General features: G+C 66.4%; 15 protein-coding genes. 2 read left to right on the forward strand and 13 right to left on the reverse strand.

Annotation, left to right across the window (positions count from 1 at the left end):
- Window positions 1-3 precede the first annotated feature (3 nt).
- The 6 genes from phoB to pstS form a co-directional block, all read right to left on the reverse strand.
- The gene (phoB, locus tag AC07OY_RS27775; protein WP_495045847.1) at window positions 4-705 is read right to left on the reverse strand and encodes a phosphate regulon transcriptional regulator PhoB; all 702 of its coding nucleotides are present in this window, start codon (window positions 703-705) and stop codon (window positions 4-6) included.
- Window positions 706-848: 143 nt separating this feature from the next.
- Complete coding sequence (phoU, locus tag AC07OY_RS27780; RefSeq protein WP_495045848.1) at window positions 849-1,556, reverse strand: phosphate signaling complex protein PhoU; 708 nt, start codon at window positions 1,554-1,556, stop codon at window positions 849-851.
- A gap of 14 nt (window positions 1,557-1,570) precedes the next feature.
- Window positions 1,571-2,356: a phosphate ABC transporter ATP-binding protein PstB gene (pstB, locus tag AC07OY_RS27785; protein ID WP_495045849.1), complete on the reverse strand. Its 786-nt coding sequence runs from the start codon at window positions 2,354-2,356 to the stop codon at window positions 1,571-1,573.
- A gap of 12 nt (window positions 2,357-2,368) precedes the next feature.
- A complete protein-coding gene (pstA, locus tag AC07OY_RS27790; RefSeq protein WP_495045850.1) occupies window positions 2,369-3,235 on the reverse strand; it encodes a phosphate ABC transporter permease PstA in 867 nt (288 codons plus the stop codon).
- Window positions 3,232-4,191, reverse strand: coding sequence for a phosphate ABC transporter permease subunit PstC (pstC, locus tag AC07OY_RS27795; protein WP_495045851.1), 960 nt, complete (start codon window positions 4,189-4,191; stop codon window positions 3,232-3,234). The genes pstA and pstC overlap by 4 nt, the downstream gene beginning before the upstream one ends.
- 149 nt (window positions 4,192-4,340) lie before the next feature.
- Window positions 4,341-5,381 (reverse strand): phosphate ABC transporter substrate-binding protein PstS, encoded by a 1,041-nt coding sequence (pstS, locus tag AC07OY_RS27800; RefSeq protein ID WP_495045852.1) that lies wholly within the window; start codon window positions 5,379-5,381, stop codon window positions 4,341-4,343.
- A gap of 227 nt (window positions 5,382-5,608) precedes the next feature.
- Here pstS and AC07OY_RS27805 point away from each other — a divergent pair, with 227 nt between their 5' ends.
- On the forward strand, window positions 5,609-6,088 hold the full coding sequence (locus AC07OY_RS27805; RefSeq protein WP_495045853.1) for a fasciclin domain-containing protein: 480 nt from the start codon (window positions 5,609-5,611) through the stop codon (window positions 6,086-6,088).
- Window positions 6,089-6,135: 47 nt separating this feature from the next.
- Here AC07OY_RS27805 and glmM read toward each other — a convergent pair whose 3' ends face one another.
- The 4 genes from glmM to AC07OY_RS27825 form a co-directional block, all read right to left on the reverse strand.
- Window positions 6,136-7,467 carry a phosphoglucosamine mutase gene (gene glmM, locus AC07OY_RS27810; protein WP_495045854.1) on the reverse strand — a complete coding sequence of 444 codons (1,332 nt, stop codon included), beginning with the start codon at window positions 7,465-7,467 and terminating at the stop codon, window positions 6,136-6,138.
- Between the two features lie 13 nt (window positions 7,468-7,480).
- Window positions 7,481-8,323, reverse strand: coding sequence for a dihydropteroate synthase (folP, locus tag AC07OY_RS27815; RefSeq protein WP_495045855.1), 843 nt, complete (start codon window positions 8,321-8,323; stop codon window positions 7,481-7,483).
- Window positions 8,324-8,384: 61 nt separating this feature from the next.
- Window positions 8,385-10,286 (reverse strand): ATP-dependent zinc metalloprotease FtsH, encoded by a 1,902-nt coding sequence (ftsH, locus tag AC07OY_RS27820; RefSeq protein WP_495045856.1) that lies wholly within the window; start codon window positions 10,284-10,286, stop codon window positions 8,385-8,387.
- Between the two features lie 85 nt (window positions 10,287-10,371).
- The gene (locus AC07OY_RS27825; protein WP_495045857.1) at window positions 10,372-11,046 is read right to left on the reverse strand and encodes an RlmE family RNA methyltransferase; all 675 of its coding nucleotides are present in this window, start codon (window positions 11,044-11,046) and stop codon (window positions 10,372-10,374) included.
- A gap of 20 nt (window positions 11,047-11,066) precedes the next feature.
- Between AC07OY_RS27825 and AC07OY_RS27830 the strand changes: the two genes are divergently transcribed.
- Window positions 11,067-11,546, forward strand: a complete 480-nt coding sequence (locus AC07OY_RS27830; RefSeq protein WP_495045858.1) for a YhbY family RNA-binding protein — start codon at window positions 11,067-11,069, stop codon at window positions 11,544-11,546.
- Here AC07OY_RS27830 and AC07OY_RS27835 read toward each other — a convergent pair.
- The 3 genes from AC07OY_RS27835 to carB all read right to left on the reverse strand — a co-directional run bounded on the left by AC07OY_RS27835 (window position 11,524) and on the right by carB (window position 15,800).
- Window positions 11,524-11,967 carry a DUF4149 domain-containing protein gene (locus tag AC07OY_RS27835; protein ID WP_495045859.1) on the reverse strand — a complete coding sequence of 148 codons (444 nt, stop codon included), beginning with the start codon at window positions 11,965-11,967 and terminating at the stop codon, window positions 11,524-11,526. The genes AC07OY_RS27830 and AC07OY_RS27835 overlap by 23 nt on opposite strands.
- A complete protein-coding gene (gene greA / locus AC07OY_RS27840) occupies window positions 11,967-12,443 on the reverse strand; it encodes a transcription elongation factor GreA (RefSeq protein ID WP_495045860.1) in 477 nt (158 codons plus the stop codon). Before greA ends, AC07OY_RS27835 begins: the two co-directional genes overlap by 1 nt.
- 81 nt (window positions 12,444-12,524) lie before the next feature.
- Window positions 12,525-15,800: a carbamoyl-phosphate synthase large subunit gene (gene carB, locus AC07OY_RS27845; protein ID WP_495045861.1), complete on the reverse strand. Its 3,276-nt coding sequence runs from the start codon at window positions 15,798-15,800 to the stop codon at window positions 12,525-12,527.
- Window positions 15,801-15,804 lie beyond the last annotated feature (4 nt).

Raw genomic sequence — 15,804 nt, forward strand, 5'->3', positions numbered from 1 at the left:
TTCTCAAGCGGACAGAGCGCTGCTCTGTTGCGTCAGCCGATAGCCGGCACCACGGACCGTCTCGATCATGCGCGCGCACTGCACGCGCTCCAGCGCCTCGCGCAGGCGCTTGACGTGGACGTCGATGGTGCGCTCCTCGATGAAGACATGGTCGCCCCAGACGCGGTCCAGCAGCTGCGAGCGGCTGTGCACGCGCTCGGGATGCGTCATCAAGAAGTGCAGCAGGCGGAACTCGGTGGGACCCAGCTTGACCTCGGCGCCATCGCGGCTGACGCGGCGCGTGCCCGGGTCCAGCAGCAGCGGGCCGACCTCGACCGCGCTGTCCAGGGCCTCGGGGGCCTTGCGGCGCAGCACGGCACGGATGCGGGCCAGCAGCTCGTTGGTCGAGAAGGGCTTGGTGATGTAGTCGTCGGCACCCGCATCCAGGCCGGCGATCTTGTCGCCCTCCTCGGCACGCGCCGTCAGCATGATGACCGGCAGCTCCTTGGTGCGTGCCGTGCCACGCCACTGGCGGGCCAGGGCCACGCCCGATTGGCCGGGCAGCATCCAGTCCAGCACCACCAGGTCGGGCAGCACGCGGTCCACCTCGTACTGGGCCTGGGTGGCGCTGCCGGCGATGGTGACCTCGAAGCCGGCATGGCGCAGATTGATGGAGATCAGCTCGGCAATCGCCGATTCGTCTTCCACCACAAGAACTCGACTCATTGTTTAGGCTCCAATTTCAGCGGGCCGAGCGACGGGCCGCTCCCTAGCCGGCCCGCACTGGCGATGTGCTCGCCGGTCGATCCGGCGAGCATCGCCGTCCTCTCGGGGAACCGGCTGACGTACTCGTCGGACGAGGGGCTCACTTATCTCACCATGGTTTCGACAGCCTCGGGCGAGGCATGCCGCACGTCCTGGCCCTTGACCACGTAGATGACGACCTCGGCCAGGTTCTTGGCGTGGTCGCCGACGCGCTCGATGGCCTTGGCGACGAAGACCAGGTCGATGGACGAAGAGATGGTGCGCGGGTCTTCCATCATGTAGGTGATCAGCTTGCGCAGCAGGCCGTCGAACTCCTTGTCGATCTCGTCGTCATGCTTGAGCACGTCCAGGGCGCGCTCGACGTCCAGGCGGGCGAAGGCGTCGAGCGACTTGCGCAGCTGCTTGATGGCCAGCTCGGCCTCGAAGGCCAGGTCGCCCATGGGCAGGCGCAGACGGCTGGACACGCCACCCGTCACCAGGCGCTGCACGGTGCGGGCGATGCGCGCCGCCTCGTCGCCGACGCGCTCGAGGTTGGCGATGCACTTGGAGATCGCGATCAGCAGGCGCAGGTCGCGGGCCGTCGGCTGGCGGCGCGCGATGATGGTCGAGAGGTCGCGGTCGATCTCGATCTCCATCGTGTTGACGCGGCCTTCCTTGGCCAGCACTTCGTCGGCCGAATCGGCGCTGAAGTCGGCAAGAGCCTGCACGGCCTGGGCCACCTGGGCTTCCACCAGGCCGCCCATTTCCAGCACGCGGGTCGAGATGCCGCTGAGTTCGGCATCGAACTGGGTCGAAAGATGTTTGTCCACCATACCGTCCTCCTTGATCAGCCGAAGCGGCCGGTGATGTAGTCCTCGGTGTCCTTGCGCTTGGGCTTCATGAAGAGCTCAGCGGTGGGCCCGAATTCGATCAGGTCGCCCAGATACATATAGGCGGTGTAGTCCGAGCAGCGCGCGGCCTGCTGCATGTTGTGGGTCACGATGGCGACCGTGTAGTCGGCCTTGAGCTCATGGATGAGCTCCTCGATCTTGCCGGTGGAGATCGGGTCCAGCGCCGAGCAGGGCTCGTCGAGCAGCAGCACTTCGGGCTTGATGGCGATGCCGCGCGCGATGCACAGGCGCTGCTGCTGGCCGCCGGAAAGGCCGGAACCGCTCTGGTTGAGCTTGTCCTTCACTTCCGTCCACAGCGCGGCCTTCTTCAGGGCCCATTCGACGCGTTCATCCATCTCCACGCGCGGCAGCGTCTCGAACAGCTTCACCCCGAAGGCGATGTTGTCGTAGATGGACATCGGGAAAGGCGTGGGCTTCTGGAAGACCATGCCGATCTTGGCGCGGATCAGCGAGACGTCGTCCTTGCTGGCCAGCACGTCCTCGCCGTCCAGCAGGATCTGGCCTTCGGCACGCTGTTCGGGGTAGAGCTCGAACATGCGGTTCAGCGTGCGCAGCAGCGTCGACTTGCCGCAGCCCGACGGGCCGATGAAGGCGGTGACCTTCTTCTCGGGGATGTCGAGGTTGATGTTCTTCAGGGCGTGGAAGCTGCCGTAGAAGAAGTTCAGGTTGCGCACCGAGAGCTTGGCGCGCTCGCCCACGGGCGTTTCGATCTTGGCGTCCATGAGGTCGGTTCCTTAGTGTTTGTTCTTGAAGAGCACGCGGGCCAGGATGTTCAGCAGCAGCACACCCACGGTGATCAGGAAGACGCCGGCCCAGGCCAGCTTCTGCCAGTTCTCGTAGGGGCTCATCGCGAACTTGAAGATGGTGACCGGCAGGCTGGCCATCGGCGAGCTGATGTCGCTGGTCCAGAACTGGTTGGACAGGGCCGTGAACAGCAGCGGCGCCGTCTCGCCGGACACGCGGGCCAGGGCCAGCAGGATGCCGGTGATGACGCCGGCACGCGCCGCCTTCAGCGTGATGGCCAGGATGACCTTCCACTTAGGCGTGCCGAGAGCGTAGGCCGCCTCGCGCAGCGCGTTGGGCACCAGGCTCAGCATGTTCTCGGTCGTGCGGATGACCACGGGGATGACCAGCAGGGCCAGGGCCAGCGCACCGGCCATGCCGGAAAAGCTCTTCAGCTTGGCGACGACAACCGCGTAGACGAACAGGCCGACGACGATGGAGGGAGCCGACAGCAGGATGTCGTTGATGAAGCGCACTGCGCTGCCCAGCCAGGTCTTCTGGCCATACTCGGCCAGGTAGACGCCGGCCAGGATGCCGACGGGCGTGCCCACCAGCGTGGCCAGGCCGACCATGACGAAGCTGCCGAAGATGGCGTTCGCCAGGCCACCGCCCTCGCCTTGCGGCGGCGGCGTCATCTCGGTGAAGGTGGCCAGGTTCAGGCCACCAATGCCGAGATAGATGGTCTCGAACAGGATCCAGATCAGCCAGAACACGCCGAAGGCCATGGCGCCCAGGGACAGGGTCAGCGCGACGGCGTTGACGCGCTTGCGCTTGTTGTGCATCGCCAGGCGGCGAGCGTCGAGGGTGGAAGAGCTCATGAACGGGCTCCTTCGCTCTTCTTCAGGCGCAGCAGCAGCAGCTTGGAGATGGTCAGCACGACGAAGGTGATCAGGAAGAGGACCAGGCCGAGGTACATCAGCGAGGCCTGATGCAGGCCTTCGCCGGCTTCAGCGAATTCATTGGCCAGCGTGGACGTGATGCTGTTGGCGGCCTCGAAGACCGACAGCGAGTTCAGCTGGCTCATGTTGCCAATGACGAAGGTGACGGCCATGGTCTCGCCCAGCGCCCGGCCCAGGCCGAGCATGATGCCGCCGACGACACCGGTCTTGGTGTACGGCAGCACGACGCGGGAGACGACCTCCCAGGTCGTCGCGCCCAGGCCGTAGGCGGACTCCTTCAGCATCGGCGGCGTGACCTCGAAGACGTCGCGCATCACCGAGGCGATGAAGGGGATGATCATGATGGCCAGGATGATGCCGGCCGACAGGATGCCGATGCCCACCGGCGGGCCCGAGAACAGCGCGCCCAGATAGGGCACGCCGCCGAACATGGCCTGCAGCGGCTGCTGTACGAAGGTGGCGAGGATGGGGCCGAACACCAGCAGGCCCCACATGCCGTAGACGATGGAGGGCACGGCCGCCAGCAGCTCGATGGCGATGCCCAAGGGGCGCTTCAGCCAGCTCGGCGACAGCTCGGTCAGGAAGATGGCGATGCCGAAGCTGACCGGCACGGCGATGACCAGGGCGATGAAGGAGCTGGCCAGCGTGCCGTAGATCATCACCAGGCCGCCGAACTTCTCCTGCACGGGGTCCCAGTCGGTGCTGGTCAGGAAACCCAGGCCGAAGGCCTTGAGGGCTGGCGCGGCGCCGATGATGAGAGAGCCGATGATGCCGACCATCAGCGCCAGCGTCAGCCAGGCGGCGCCCTGCGACAGGGCGGCAAACAGCGTGTCGGCCCAGGGGGCGACGCGGCGGCGCTGCGGCTTGGGTTCCATCGGTGAAGTCTGAGAGCGGGGTTCGCCTCGGTCAGCGCCTGCGCTGCCGGCTGGAAGGATGGCTGCCAAGGAACCTCCGAAATTCTGTTCACGGGACGGGTGCGTGGCAAAGCCCGGCTTGCGCCGGGCCTGGCTTCAGCACCCAGGGATCACTTGTAGGCGACGGCCTTGCCGGCGGTGTCCTTGATCTGGTCGGCCCACTGCTTGCGCACCAGGTTCTTGACGGTATCGGGCAGGGGCACGTAGTCGAGGTCGTCGGCCATCTTGTCGCCGTTGCCATAGGCCCAGTCGAAGAACTTCAGCGCGGCGCTGGCCTGGGCCGCCTTGTCCTGGGACTTGAACATCAGGATGTAGGTCGGGTTGGTCAGCGGCCAGGCGGTCTTGCCGGGCTGGTCGGTCGTGATCTGGTAGAAGGTCTTGTTCCAGTCGGCGCCGGCGGCGGCGGCCTTGAAGGCGTCGTCGCTCGGGTTGACCCACTGGCCGTCCTTGTTCTTCAACTGGACGTAGTTCATCTTGTTCTGCTTCACATAGGCGTACTCGACGTAGCCGATGGAGTTGGGCAGGCGCTGCACGAAGGCGGCGACGCCCTCGTTGCCCTTGCCGGCCGTGCCGGCCAGCCACTTGACCGTCGTGCCTTCGCCAACCTTGGCCTTCCAGTCTTCGCTGACCTTGGACAGGTAGTTGGTGAAGATGAAGGTCGTGCCCGAACCGTCGGCGCGGGCCACCGGGGCGATGGCCGCGTCAGGCAGGGCGACGCCGGGGTTCAGCGCCGTGATGGCCGCGTCATTCCACTTGGTGATCTTGCCCAGGTAGATGTCGGCCAGCACGGTGCCGGTCAGCTTCAGCTGGCCCGGGGTGATGCCCTTGACGTTGATGACGGGCACGACGCCGCCGATGACCATGGGGAACTGCACCAGGCCGTCCTTGGCCAGCTCGTCGTCCTTCAGCGGCATGTCGGAGGCGCCGAAGTCGACCGTCTTGGCCTTGATCTGGCGGATGCCGGCGCCGGAGCCGACCGACTGGTAGTTGATGCGGGCGCCGCTGGCCTTGTTGTAGGCGTCGGCCCACTTGGCGTAGATGGGAGCCGGGAAGGTGGCGCCGGCGCCGGTCACGTCCTGGGCAAGGGCCACCTGGGCACCGAACAGACCCGCGACGATCACGAGCGACTTGCTGACCTGGACAACGTTCATCTGAGACACCTTCCGCAAGCGGTTTTGACGATGGTCAGCATCCTAGGGATGGAATGTGACGGTTCGGTGACCGCCCCGTCATCAACTCCGACATTGGAGCGCGTCGGCAAGCCGCTGGGAAGGCGTCTGAACCGCTTTGTGACACTGTCATTTGAGGTTCATGCGACCGTCATATTGCACTTCTAGAGTGCCGACCAGCCCTTTCCAGACCCACCGGAGCCTCCGAAATGATCCGTCGCACCTCCTTGATCGCCCTGGCCGCCAGCGCCCTGCTGGCCGCCTGCGCCACCACCCCTGCCCCGGCGCCGCTGGCTGACACCCTGGCCCGTGACCCGCAGCTCAGCACCTTCAACCGCCTGGTGGCTCAGGCCGGCCTGGCCGACGAGCTGCGCGCCACCGGCCCGCTGACCGTCTTCGCCCCCAGCGACGAGGCCTTCAAGGCCGTGCCTGCCAAGACGCTGGAGGCCCTGGCCGCCGACCCAGCCCAGCTGAAGGCCGTGCTGGGCTATCACGTCATCGACGGCCGCGTCGCCGCCGCCGACGTGAAGACGGGCGCCGCCAAGACCCGCCAGGGCGCCACCCTGGCCCTGGCCAAGGCCGGCAGCTTCGTCACCGTGGATGACGCCGTCGTGCAGCAGGCCGACATCGTCGCGACCAACGGCGTGGCCCACGTCGTCGACCGCGTGCTGATGCCGCCCAAGAAGTAAACAAAAAAGGCCGCCCCGCGGCGGCCTTTCCTTTCAGTGACGGTGGATCAGGCCGTCAGCGTGTCGGCTAGGCGCTGAGCGCAGCGCTTGGCCAGATCGGCGTCCGAGGCCTCCACCATCACGCGCACCAGAGGCTCGGTGCCCGACGGACGGATCAGCACCCGGCCGCGGTCGCCCAGCTCGGCGACCACGGCGGTCTGTTCCTCGGCCAGGCGGGTGTTGGCCTTCCAGTCCTGGCCCGGCTGCAGTCGCACATTGATCAGCGTCTGCGGGAACAGCTCCACGCCCTGCAATTGCTCCGAGAGGCTGCGCCCGCTGCGGCAGATGGCCTGCAGCACCAGCAGGGCGCTGACGATGCCGTCACCCGTGGTGTGCTTGTCCAGGGCCAGCAGATGGCCGGAGCCCTCGCCGCCCAGCTGCCAGCCGCGCGCGGCCAGCTCTTCCAGCACATAGCGGTCGCCGACCTTGGCGCGCACGAACTCGACATCGCGCGAACGCAGGGCCAGTTCGACGGCCATATTGGTCATCAGCGTACCGACGGCGCCAGGGACGCGCAGGCCCTGGGCCAGGCGGTCGGCCACCATCACATAGAGCAGTTCGTCGCCGTTGTAGAGGCGGCCGTTGGCGTCCACCAGCTGCAGGCGGTCGGCATCGCCGTCCAGGGCCACGCCGTAGTCGGCACCATGGGCCTTGACGGCCTCGACGAGGGCGCCCGGCGCCGTCGCGCCGAAGCCGGCGTTGATGTTGAAGCCGTCGGGCTTGCAGCCGATCGAGATGACCTCGGCGCCCAGCTCATGGAAGACGTCGGGGGCGACGTGATAGGCCGCGCCATGGGCCGCGTCGACGACGATCTTGAGCCCTTTGAGCGTCAGGTCGGAGCCGAAGCTGTTCTTGCAGAACTCGATGTAGCGGCCGCGCGCGTCTTCCAGGCGCTTGGCGCGGCCGAGGCTCGCCGAATCCACCCATTGCGGGGCTTCTTCCAGCGCAGCCTCGACATCCAGCTCCCAAGCGTCGGGCAGCTTCTCGCCCTTGGCCGAGAAGAACTTGATGCCGTTGTCCTGGAAGGGGTTGTGCGAGGCGCTGATGACGACGCCCAGGTCCAGGCGCAGGGCCCGGGTCAGGTAGGCGACGCCCGGCGTCGGCAGCGGGCCGGTCAGCAGCACGTTGACGCCAGCGGAGGCGAAGCCCGCCTCCAGGGCGGACTCGAGCATGTAGCCGGAGATGCGCGTGTCCTTGCCGATCAGCACCGTGGGGCGCTTGTTGGCCTTGCGCAGCACGCGGCCGACAGCATGGCCCAGGCGCAGCATGAAGTCGGGCGTGATCGGGTCCTGGCCCACCGTGCCTCGAATGCCGTCGGTTCCAAAATACTTGCGGCCCATCGAGCTCTTCCTTTTATTCAGTGGTCGGGATTGTCGCCGCATCGACCGCGGCCCAGACCTTGAGCGCGTCCACCGTCGCAGCGACATCGTGCACACGAAGCACGTTGGCGCCGAGGCTGACGGCCCTCAGCGCTGCGGCCAGGCTGGCGGCCAGGCGCTGGTCCACGGCCCGGCCGGTGATGTCGCCGAGGGTGCGTTTGCGCGACCAGCCGACCAGCAGGGGATGGCCCAGTTCGGCGAGCCGCTGCTGGCCGGCCAGCAGGCGCACGTTGTGCTCGGCCGTCTTGGCAAAGCCATAGCCGGGATCCAGCGCGATGCAGTCCGCCGGAATCCCGGAATCCAGGGCGGCCTGGGCGCGCTGGGCCAGGAAGGCGGCCACCTCGGCGACCACGTCGCCATAGACCGCCAGCTCCATCATCGAGGCCGGCTCGCCGCGCATATGCATCAGGCAGACGCCCGCGCCGCTGCCGGCCACCGCGGCCAGGGCACCGGGCTTCTGCAGCGCCTGCACGTCGTTGATGATGTCGGCGCCGGCGCCCAGCGCGCGCCGCATCACCTCGGGCTTGCAGGTGTCGACCGAGACGGGCACGCCCAGCGCCATGGCCGCCGCCAGCACCTTTTCGATGCGCGCCCATTCGCTGTCGGCATCGACGCGCGGCGCGCCGGGGCGGGTGGATTCGCCGCCGATGTCCAGGATGTCGGCGCCCTCGGCCACCAGGCGCTCGCAGTGCGCAATGGCCGCGCGGCTGTCGTCATGGTGGCCGCCGTCCGAGAAGGAATCCGGCGTCACGTTGACGATGCCCATCACGCGGGGGCGGCTCAGGTCGATGTGGAAACGGCGGGTCTGCCAGTGCATGAGGGGGCCAGCAAAAAGAAAACGGGCCCGGTGAAAGCCGGGCCCGTCAGGGTTGTCTGGATCAGGCCGCGGCCGGAGCGCCGTCGGTGCTGACCGGAGGTGTGCCGCCGCTCGGGCCGTTGGAGGCCACGGGCGTGCCACCACCCGGCTCGCGCGGCGGGCGGCCGGCCATGATGTCCAGGATCTGGTCGCGATCGATGGTTTCCCACTTCATCAGCGCATCGGTCATCACCTCGACCTTGTCCTTGTTGTCCTCGAGGATCTTCTGCGCCACGGCGTATTGCTGGTCGAGGATGCGGCGGATCTCGCTGTCGACCTTCTGCTGCGTGCTCTCGCTGATGTTGGTCGTCTTGGTCATGCTGCGGCCGAGGAAGACTTCGCCTTCGTTCTCGGCATACACCATCGGGCCCAGCGCCTCGCTCATGCCATAGCGCGTGACCATGTCGCGGGCCATGCGGGTGGCGCGCTCGTAGTCGTTGGACGCACCGGTGGAGATGTCGTGGACGAACAGGTCCTCGGCGATGCGGCCGCCGAACATGATGCTGATGCTGTTGAGCATCTGCTTGAAGTACAGGCTGTGCTGGTCACGCTCGGGCAGTTGCCAGGTCACGCCCAATGCGCGGCCACGCGGCATGACGGTGACCTTGTGGACCGGGTCGGTGCCGGGCAGCAGTTCGGCGACGACGGCATGGCCGGACTCGTGATAGGCCGTGGCGCGCTTCTCGTCCTCGGTCATGACCATGCTCTTGCGCTCGGGGCCCATGTAGAGCTTGTCCTTGGCGCGCTCGAAGTCGATCATCTCGACGAGGCGGGCATTGCGACGGGCGGCGAACAGGGCGGCCTCGTTGACGAGGTTGGCCAGGTCGGCGCCGCTCATGCCGGGCGTGCCGCGGGCCAGGATGGACGCATTGACGTCCTGGCCGATGGGCACCTTGCGCATGTGCACGTTGAGGATCTGCTCGCGGCCGCGGATGTCGGGCAGCGTGACATAGACCTGGCGGTCGAAGCGGCCCGGGCGCAGCAGGGCCGGGTCCAGGATGTCGGGGCGGTTGGTGGCCGCGATGACGATGACGCCGAGGTTGGTGTCAAAGCCGTCCATCTCCACGAGCATCTGGTTCAGGGTCTGCTCGCGCTCATCGTTGCCACCGCCCAGGCCGGCGCCACGATGGCGGCCGACGGCGTCGATTTCGTCGATGAAGATGATGCAGGGGGCGCTCTTCTTGGCCTGCTCGAACATGTCGCGCACGCGGGCCGCACCGACGCCGACGAACATCTCGACGAAGTCGGAGCCCGAGATCGTGAAGAAGGGAACCTTGGCTTCACCGGCGATGGACTTGGCCAGCAGCGTCTTGCCGGTACCGGGAGGGCCGACGAGCAGCACGCCGCGGGGAATGCGGCCACCGAGCTTCTGGAATTTCTGCGGGTCCTTCAGGAAGTCGACCAGCTCCTTCACCTCTTCCTTGGCCTCGTCGCAACCGGCGACGTCAGCAAAGGTGATGGTGTTGTTGGCCTCGTCCAGCATGCGGGCCTTGCTCTTGCCGAAGCTGAAGGCCCCGCCCTTGCCGCCGCCCTGCATCTGGCGCATGAAATAGACCCAGACGCCGATCAGCAGCAGCATGGGCGTCCAGTTGATCAGCATGCTGACCAGGAAGCTCTGCTCCTCGCGCGGCTTGACGTCGAACTTCACGCCGTTGTTGCGCAGGTCGCCCACCAGGCCCTGGTCCTTGGCCGTGGCCAGGGTGCGCAGCTTGTTGCCGTCGGTGTCTTCGGCGACCACGTCGCCGGCAAAGCCGTCCGGCAGGACGACCGACTTGATCCGGCGCGCCTGGACCAGATCCAGGAACTCGGAATACGTGACTTGCTTACCGGGTGCCGTGGTGCCGCCGAACTGTTTGACGACCGTGAACAGCACCAGCGCGATCACGATCCAGACGGCGAACTTCGAAAACCATTGATTGTTCACTGCGACTCCTTGGCCCTGATGGCCCAGCGCGGGTTTCAGGACAGTGGGGGCGATTTTAGGGGCGGCAAGGGGGCTGCCCCTGTAATCAGCGGTTTTTCAGGCCGATGCCGACCAAGAATGTCTCGGAAGACCGGATGCGCGAGGCCTTGGGCTTGACGACCTTGAAGACCTTGAAATGCGCCTTGAAGAGGTCGACGAGCTCGTTGTAGCCGCTGCCGTGGAAGACCTTGGCGACCAGAGCCCCTTCGGGTTTGAGGTGCCGGTTGCAGAAATCCACGGCCAATTCGACCAGTGAGGAAATGCGGGCGCCGTCCGTGACTGCAATGCCCGACAGATTGGGCGCCATGTCCGACACGACCACGTCCACCGGCTTGCCGGCCAGGGCTTCTTCCAACTCGGCCAGCACGGCGTCTTCCTGGAAATCGCCCTGGATGAAGTGCACGCCCTCGATGGGCTCGAACTCCAGCAGGTCCAGCGCGATGATGGTGCCGTTGAGCTGGCCCACGGCTGCCCCGCCCCGCCCCGCCTCCGTGGGCGCGAACCTGCGGCGCAGATACTGGCTCCAGGCGCCGGGCGTGGCGCCCAGGTCGACGACGACCTGGCCCGGGCGGATCAGCTTCAGCTCCTCGTCGATTTCCTTGAGTTTGTAGGCCGCACGGGAGCGGTAACCGTCCTTCTGGGCCTGCTGAACATAGGGGTCCGAGACGTGGTTGTTCAGCCACGCCTTGTTGAGCTTTTTGCTTTTGGTCTGAGTTTTCATGCCTACGGGATAATACGGGGATGCCTCAAATCAACCTGACTCCCACCCAGCGCCGGGAAAAGCGCGCCGATGCCCATCATCTCGACCCGGTCGTGATGGTCGGCGGCGAGGGCCTGACGCCCGCCGTCGTCAAGGAAACCGACGCCGCGCTGAATGCCCATGGCCTGATCAAGGTGAGGGTTCAGGGCGACGACCGCGAGGCACGCGAGGCCATGTTCGTGCAGCTCTGCGACGAGCTGAACGCCGCGCCCATCCAGCACATCGGCAAGCTGCTGGTGCTGTGGCGGCCCATTCCCGAGAAGGCCAAGGCCGAGCGCGAGAACGCCATGCCCGGCCCGCGCGTCGTCAAGATCGTCAAGTTCTCCAAGAGCGGCAATGGTCGCCCCCAGATCAACAAGGTCAAGGTCATGGGCAATGAGCGCGTGACCCAGGGCGGCGAGATCAAGCGCATCAAGAAGCGCAGCAAGACCACCAGCGTCAAGAAGACCTTCGCTGACTGATCCACGCGAGAGACAGCACCGCGAGGCCCTTGATACCGAAGAGGGCCAGCGAGGCGCCATGCAGCGCCGCGAATGAAGCCACGCCGGCACCCGCCTTGGCGTCGGCCATCAAAGGCTGCAGGCCGTAATAGCCGGCGATGGTGCAGAACAGCGCCACGACGGGCAGCAGCAACCGGGCCGAGAACTGGTTGCTCGCGCCGCCGGCCTCCACCGCGTCACGCGCGATGCGGCGCTCGATCAGCACCAGCACCAGGCCCAGCGCCAGGCTGATCTGGGCCTCGATGGCAAACACCCGCGCGACGAAAGCACCTGCCTGGGCACGCTCCAGCACGGCAAATGCGCTCGGCGTCGCGACGAAGGCGATACACAGCAAAAGGCCGCCCCAAAGGGCGGCCAGCAGCGCTTGCAGCCGAGCGAACATCACTCGTAACGGACTTCGACGATCTCGTAGCGCTTGATGCCGCCGGGAGCCTGCACCTCGGCGACGTCGCCGGCTTCCTTGCCGATCAGGGCGCGGGCGATGGGCGAACCCACCGAGATGCGGCCCATCTTGATGTCGGCCTCATCGTCGCCGGTGATCTGGTAGGTCACTTCGGTGCCGCTGGCTTCTTCTTCCAGGTCCACGGTCGCACCGAAGACCACGCGGCCGCCGGCGTCCAGCGACGAGGGGTCGATGATCTGCGCAGCCGCCAGCTTGCCTTCGATTTCCAGGATGCGGCCTTCGATGAAGCCCTGCTTGTCCTTGGCCGCGTCGTACTCGGCGTTTTCGCTCAGGTCGCCCTGGGCGCGTGCCTCGGCGATCGCCTGGACGACGGCGTGGCGCTCGACGGTCTTGAGGCGGTGCAGCTCGGCCTTCAGCGCCTCGGCGCCGCGCTTGGTCAGGGGAATGGTCGTCATATCAAACTCAATAGGCAAAAAGAGTTCCGCCGCTGCGGCCCGGATGAACGGGCTGCTGCGGCGGAATCGTTGAACGCAATTTTAGGCGAGTTCCGCGTGCAGTTCCTGCAGGGATTGCACGGTCAGGCCGTCACGGTGTTTCATGCCTTCGACCGCGGCTTCGCAGCCTGCCATGGTCGTGTAATACGTCACGCGATTGGCCAGCGCGGCCTGGCGGATGTAGCGGCTGTCGGCGATGGCGGTGCGGGTCTCGTCCACCGTCGTGAAGACGAGCTGGATGTCGCCACCCTTGAGCGCATCGACGATGTGCGGACGGCCGTCCTTGATCTTGTTGATCAGCTTGACCGGCACGCCGGCTTCCGTGATGGCGGCCGCCGTGCCCTTGGTCGCGACGATGCCGAAGCCCAGTTCGTGCAGGTCCTTGGCGATGGCGACGGCGCGGGCCTTGTCGCTGTTCTTGATCGTGATCAGCACATTGCCCTGGCGCGGCAGGCGCGAGCCGGCGCCGATCTGGCTCTTCAGCATGGCCTCGCCGAAGGTCTTGGCGGCACCCATGACTTCACCGGTCGAACGCATCTCGGGGCTGAGGATGGGGTCCACACCCGGGAACTTGTTGAAGGGGAAGACGGCTTCCTTGACGCTGAAGTAAGGCGGGATGACCTCGGCCGGCACGCGGCCCTTGCGGTCGCGCTGGTCCTTGAGCTTCTGGCCGGCCATGCAGCGGGCGGCGATCTTGGCGAGCTGCTGGCCGGTGGCCTTGGAGACGTAAGGCACCGTGCGTGAGGCGCGCGGGTTCACTTCCAGCACATAGATCGTGCAGGCCGACAGGCCCTTGGTCACGTCGCCCTGGATGGCGAACTGCACATTCATCAGGCCGATGACCTTGAGCGCCTTGGCCATGGCCGCGGTCTGGCGGCGCAGCTCGTCCTGCACGTCGGCGGCCAGCGTGTAGGGCGGCAGCGAGCAGGCCGAGTCGCCGGAGTGGATGCCGGCGGCCTCGATGTGCTCCATGATGCCGCCGATCATCGTGTCGGTGCCGTCGGAGATGCAGTCGACGTCGACCTCGACGGCGTCCTGCAGGAAGTGGTCCAGCAGCACGGGCGACTTCTCGCTGACGCGCACCGCTTCGCGCATATAGCGCTCCAGGTCCTTGTCGCCGTGCACGATCTCCATCGCGCGGCCGCCCAGCACATAGCTGGGGCGCACGACCAGCGGGTAGCCGATCTCGTTGGCGAGCAGGACGGCCTGATCTTCGGTGCGCGCCGTGCGGTTGGGCGGCTGCTTCAGGCCCAGCTCGTGCAGCAGCTTCTGGAAACGCTCGCGGTCCTCGGCGATGTCGATGGAGTCGGGCGTCGTGCCGATGATGGGCACGCCGGCGCGCTCCAGGTCCAGGGCCAGCTTCAGCGGCGTCTGGCCGCCGTACTGCACGATGACGCCGACCGGCTTTTCCTTGTCGACGATCTCCAGCACGTCTTCCAGCGTGACGGGCTCGAAGTAGAGGCGGTCGCTGGTGTCGTAGTCGGTCGAGACGGTCTCGGGGTTGCAGTTGACCATCAGCGTCTCGTAGCCGTCCTCGCGCATGGCGAGGGCCGCGTGCACGCAGCAGTAGTCGAACTCGATGCCCTGGCCGATGCGATTCGGGCCACCGCCCAGCACCATGATCTTCTTCTTGTCCGTCGGTGCGGCCTCGCACTCGGCGCCCTCGCCTTCGTAGGTCGAGTACATGTAGGCCGTCTGCGTCGAGAACTCGGCGGCGCAGGTGTCCACGCGCTTGTAGACCGGGCGCACGTTCAGCGCGACGCGGCGGGCGCGAACTTCGTGCTGGTTGGTGCCCAACAGCTTGGCCAGGCGCTTGTCAGAAAAGCCCTTGGTCTTGAGCAGGCGCAGCTCGGCCTCGGTGATGGACTCCATCGTGCGGCCCTTGAGCGCGCCTTCGATCTGGATGAGCTGCTCGATCTGGGCCAGGAACCACGGGTCCACCGCGGTCTCTTCGTAGATCTCGTCCAGCGTCATGCCGATGCGGAAGGCGTCGGCCAGGAAGAGGATGCGCTCGGGGCCGGCTTCGCCGATCTCCTGCACGATCTCTTCGCGGTCATTGGAACGCTCCGTCAGGCCGTCGATGCCGGTCTCGAGGCCGCGCAGGGCCTTCTGGAAGGATTCCTGGAAGGTGCGGCCCATGGCCATCACCTCGCCCACCGACTTCATCTGCGTCGTCAGGCGCGAGTCGGCCATCGGGAACTTCTCGAAGGCGAAGCGCGGGATCTTGGTGACGACGTAGTCGATGCTGGGCTCGAAGGACGCCGGCGTGGCGCCGCCGGTGATGTCGTTCTTCAGCTCGTCCAGCGTGTAGCCCACGGCCAGCTTGGCCGCGACCTTGGCGATGGGGAAGCCCGTCGCCTTGGAGGCCAGTGCAGACGAACGCGACACGCGCGGGTTCATCTCGATGACGACCATGCGGCCGTCCTTCGGGTTGATGGAGAACTGCACGTTGGAGCCGCCGGTGTCCACGCCGATTTCGCGCAGCACGGCCAGCGATGCGTTGCGCAGCAGCTGGTATTCCTTGTCCGACAGCGTCTGCGAAGGGGCCACGGTGATGGAGTCACCGGTGTGGATGCCCATGGGGTCCAGGTTCTCGATGGAGCAGACGATGATGCAGTTGTCCGCCTTGTCGCGGACGACCTCCATCTCGTATTCCTTCCAGCCGATCAGGCTCTCTTCGATGAGGAGCTCGTTGGTGGGCGAGAGGTCCAGGCCGCGCTTGCAGATGGTCTCGAATTCTTCCGGGTTGTAGGCGATGCCGCCGCCCGTGCCGCCCAGCGTGAAGCTGGGGCGGATGACCATGGGGAAGCCGCTGCCGCCGATCTCGGCGTGGATGTGCTTCTGCACCGCCCAGGCCTCTTCCAGCGTGTGCGCGATGCCCGACTTGGCCGAACCCAGGCCGATCTTGGTCATCGCGTCCTTGAACTTGAGACGGTCCTCGGCCTTCTCGATGGCGACCTCGTTGGCGCCGATCATCTCGACCTTGTACTTGGCCAGCACGCCATGCTTGTGCAGGTCCAGGGCGCAGTTCAGCGCGGTCTGGCCGCCCATGGTGGGCAGCACCGCGTCGGGGCGTTCCTTGGCAATGATCTTTTCGACGACCTGCCAGGTGATGGGCTCGATGTAGGTGACGTCGGCCGTGTCCGGGTCCGTCATGATGGTCGCCGGGTTGCTGTTCACCAGGATGACCTTGTAGCCCTCCTCGCGCAGCGCCTTGCAGGCCTGGGCCCCCGAGTAGTCGAACTCGCAGGCCTGGCCGATGATGATCGGGCCGGCGCCGATGATGAGGATGCTCTTGAGGTCTGTACGTTTTGGCATGGCT

The organism is Roseateles sp. GW821-FHT09H10 (assembly GCF_059415865.1).

Excerpts from the sequence above, each read along its gene's own strand:
- phoB (WP_495045847.1), bottom strand. The coding sequence starts at position 705 with ATGAGTCGAGTTCTTGTGGTGGAAGACGAATCGGCGATTGCCGAGCTG.
- phoU (WP_495045848.1), bottom strand. The coding sequence starts at position 1,556 with ATGGTGGACAAACATCTTTCGACCCAGTTCGATGCCGAACTCAGCGGC.
- pstB (WP_495045849.1), bottom strand. The coding sequence starts at position 2,356 with ATGGACGCCAAGATCGAAACGCCCGTGGGCGAGCGCGCCAAGCTCTCG.
- pstA (WP_495045850.1), bottom strand. The coding sequence starts at position 3,235 with ATGAGCTCTTCCACCCTCGACGCTCGCCGCCTGGCGATGCACAACAAG.
- pstC (WP_495045851.1), bottom strand. The coding sequence starts at position 4,191 with ATGGAACCCAAGCCGCAGCGCCGCCGCGTCGCCCCCTGGGCCGACACG.
- pstS (WP_495045852.1), bottom strand. The coding sequence starts at position 5,381 with ATGAACGTTGTCCAGGTCAGCAAGTCGCTCGTGATCGTCGCGGGTCTG.
- AC07OY_RS27805 (WP_495045853.1), top strand. The coding sequence starts at position 5,609 with ATGATCCGTCGCACCTCCTTGATCGCCCTGGCCGCCAGCGCCCTGCTG.
- glmM (WP_495045854.1), bottom strand. The coding sequence starts at position 7,467 with ATGGGCCGCAAGTATTTTGGAACCGACGGCATTCGAGGCACGGTGGGC.
- folP (WP_495045855.1), bottom strand. The coding sequence starts at position 8,323 with ATGCACTGGCAGACCCGCCGTTTCCACATCGACCTGAGCCGCCCCCGC.
- AC07OY_RS27825 (WP_495045857.1), bottom strand. The coding sequence starts at position 11,046 with ATGAAAACTCAGACCAAAAGCAAAAAGCTCAACAAGGCGTGGCTGAAC.
- AC07OY_RS27830 (WP_495045858.1), top strand. The coding sequence starts at position 11,067 with ATGCCTCAAATCAACCTGACTCCCACCCAGCGCCGGGAAAAGCGCGCC.
- AC07OY_RS27835 (WP_495045859.1), bottom strand. The coding sequence starts at position 11,967 with ATGTTCGCTCGGCTGCAAGCGCTGCTGGCCGCCCTTTGGGGCGGCCTT.
- greA (WP_495045860.1), bottom strand. The coding sequence starts at position 12,443 with ATGACGACCATTCCCCTGACCAAGCGCGGCGCCGAGGCGCTGAAGGCC.
- carB (WP_495045861.1), bottom strand. The coding sequence starts at position 15,800 with ATGCCAAAACGTACAGACCTCAAGAGCATCCTCATCATCGGCGCCGGC.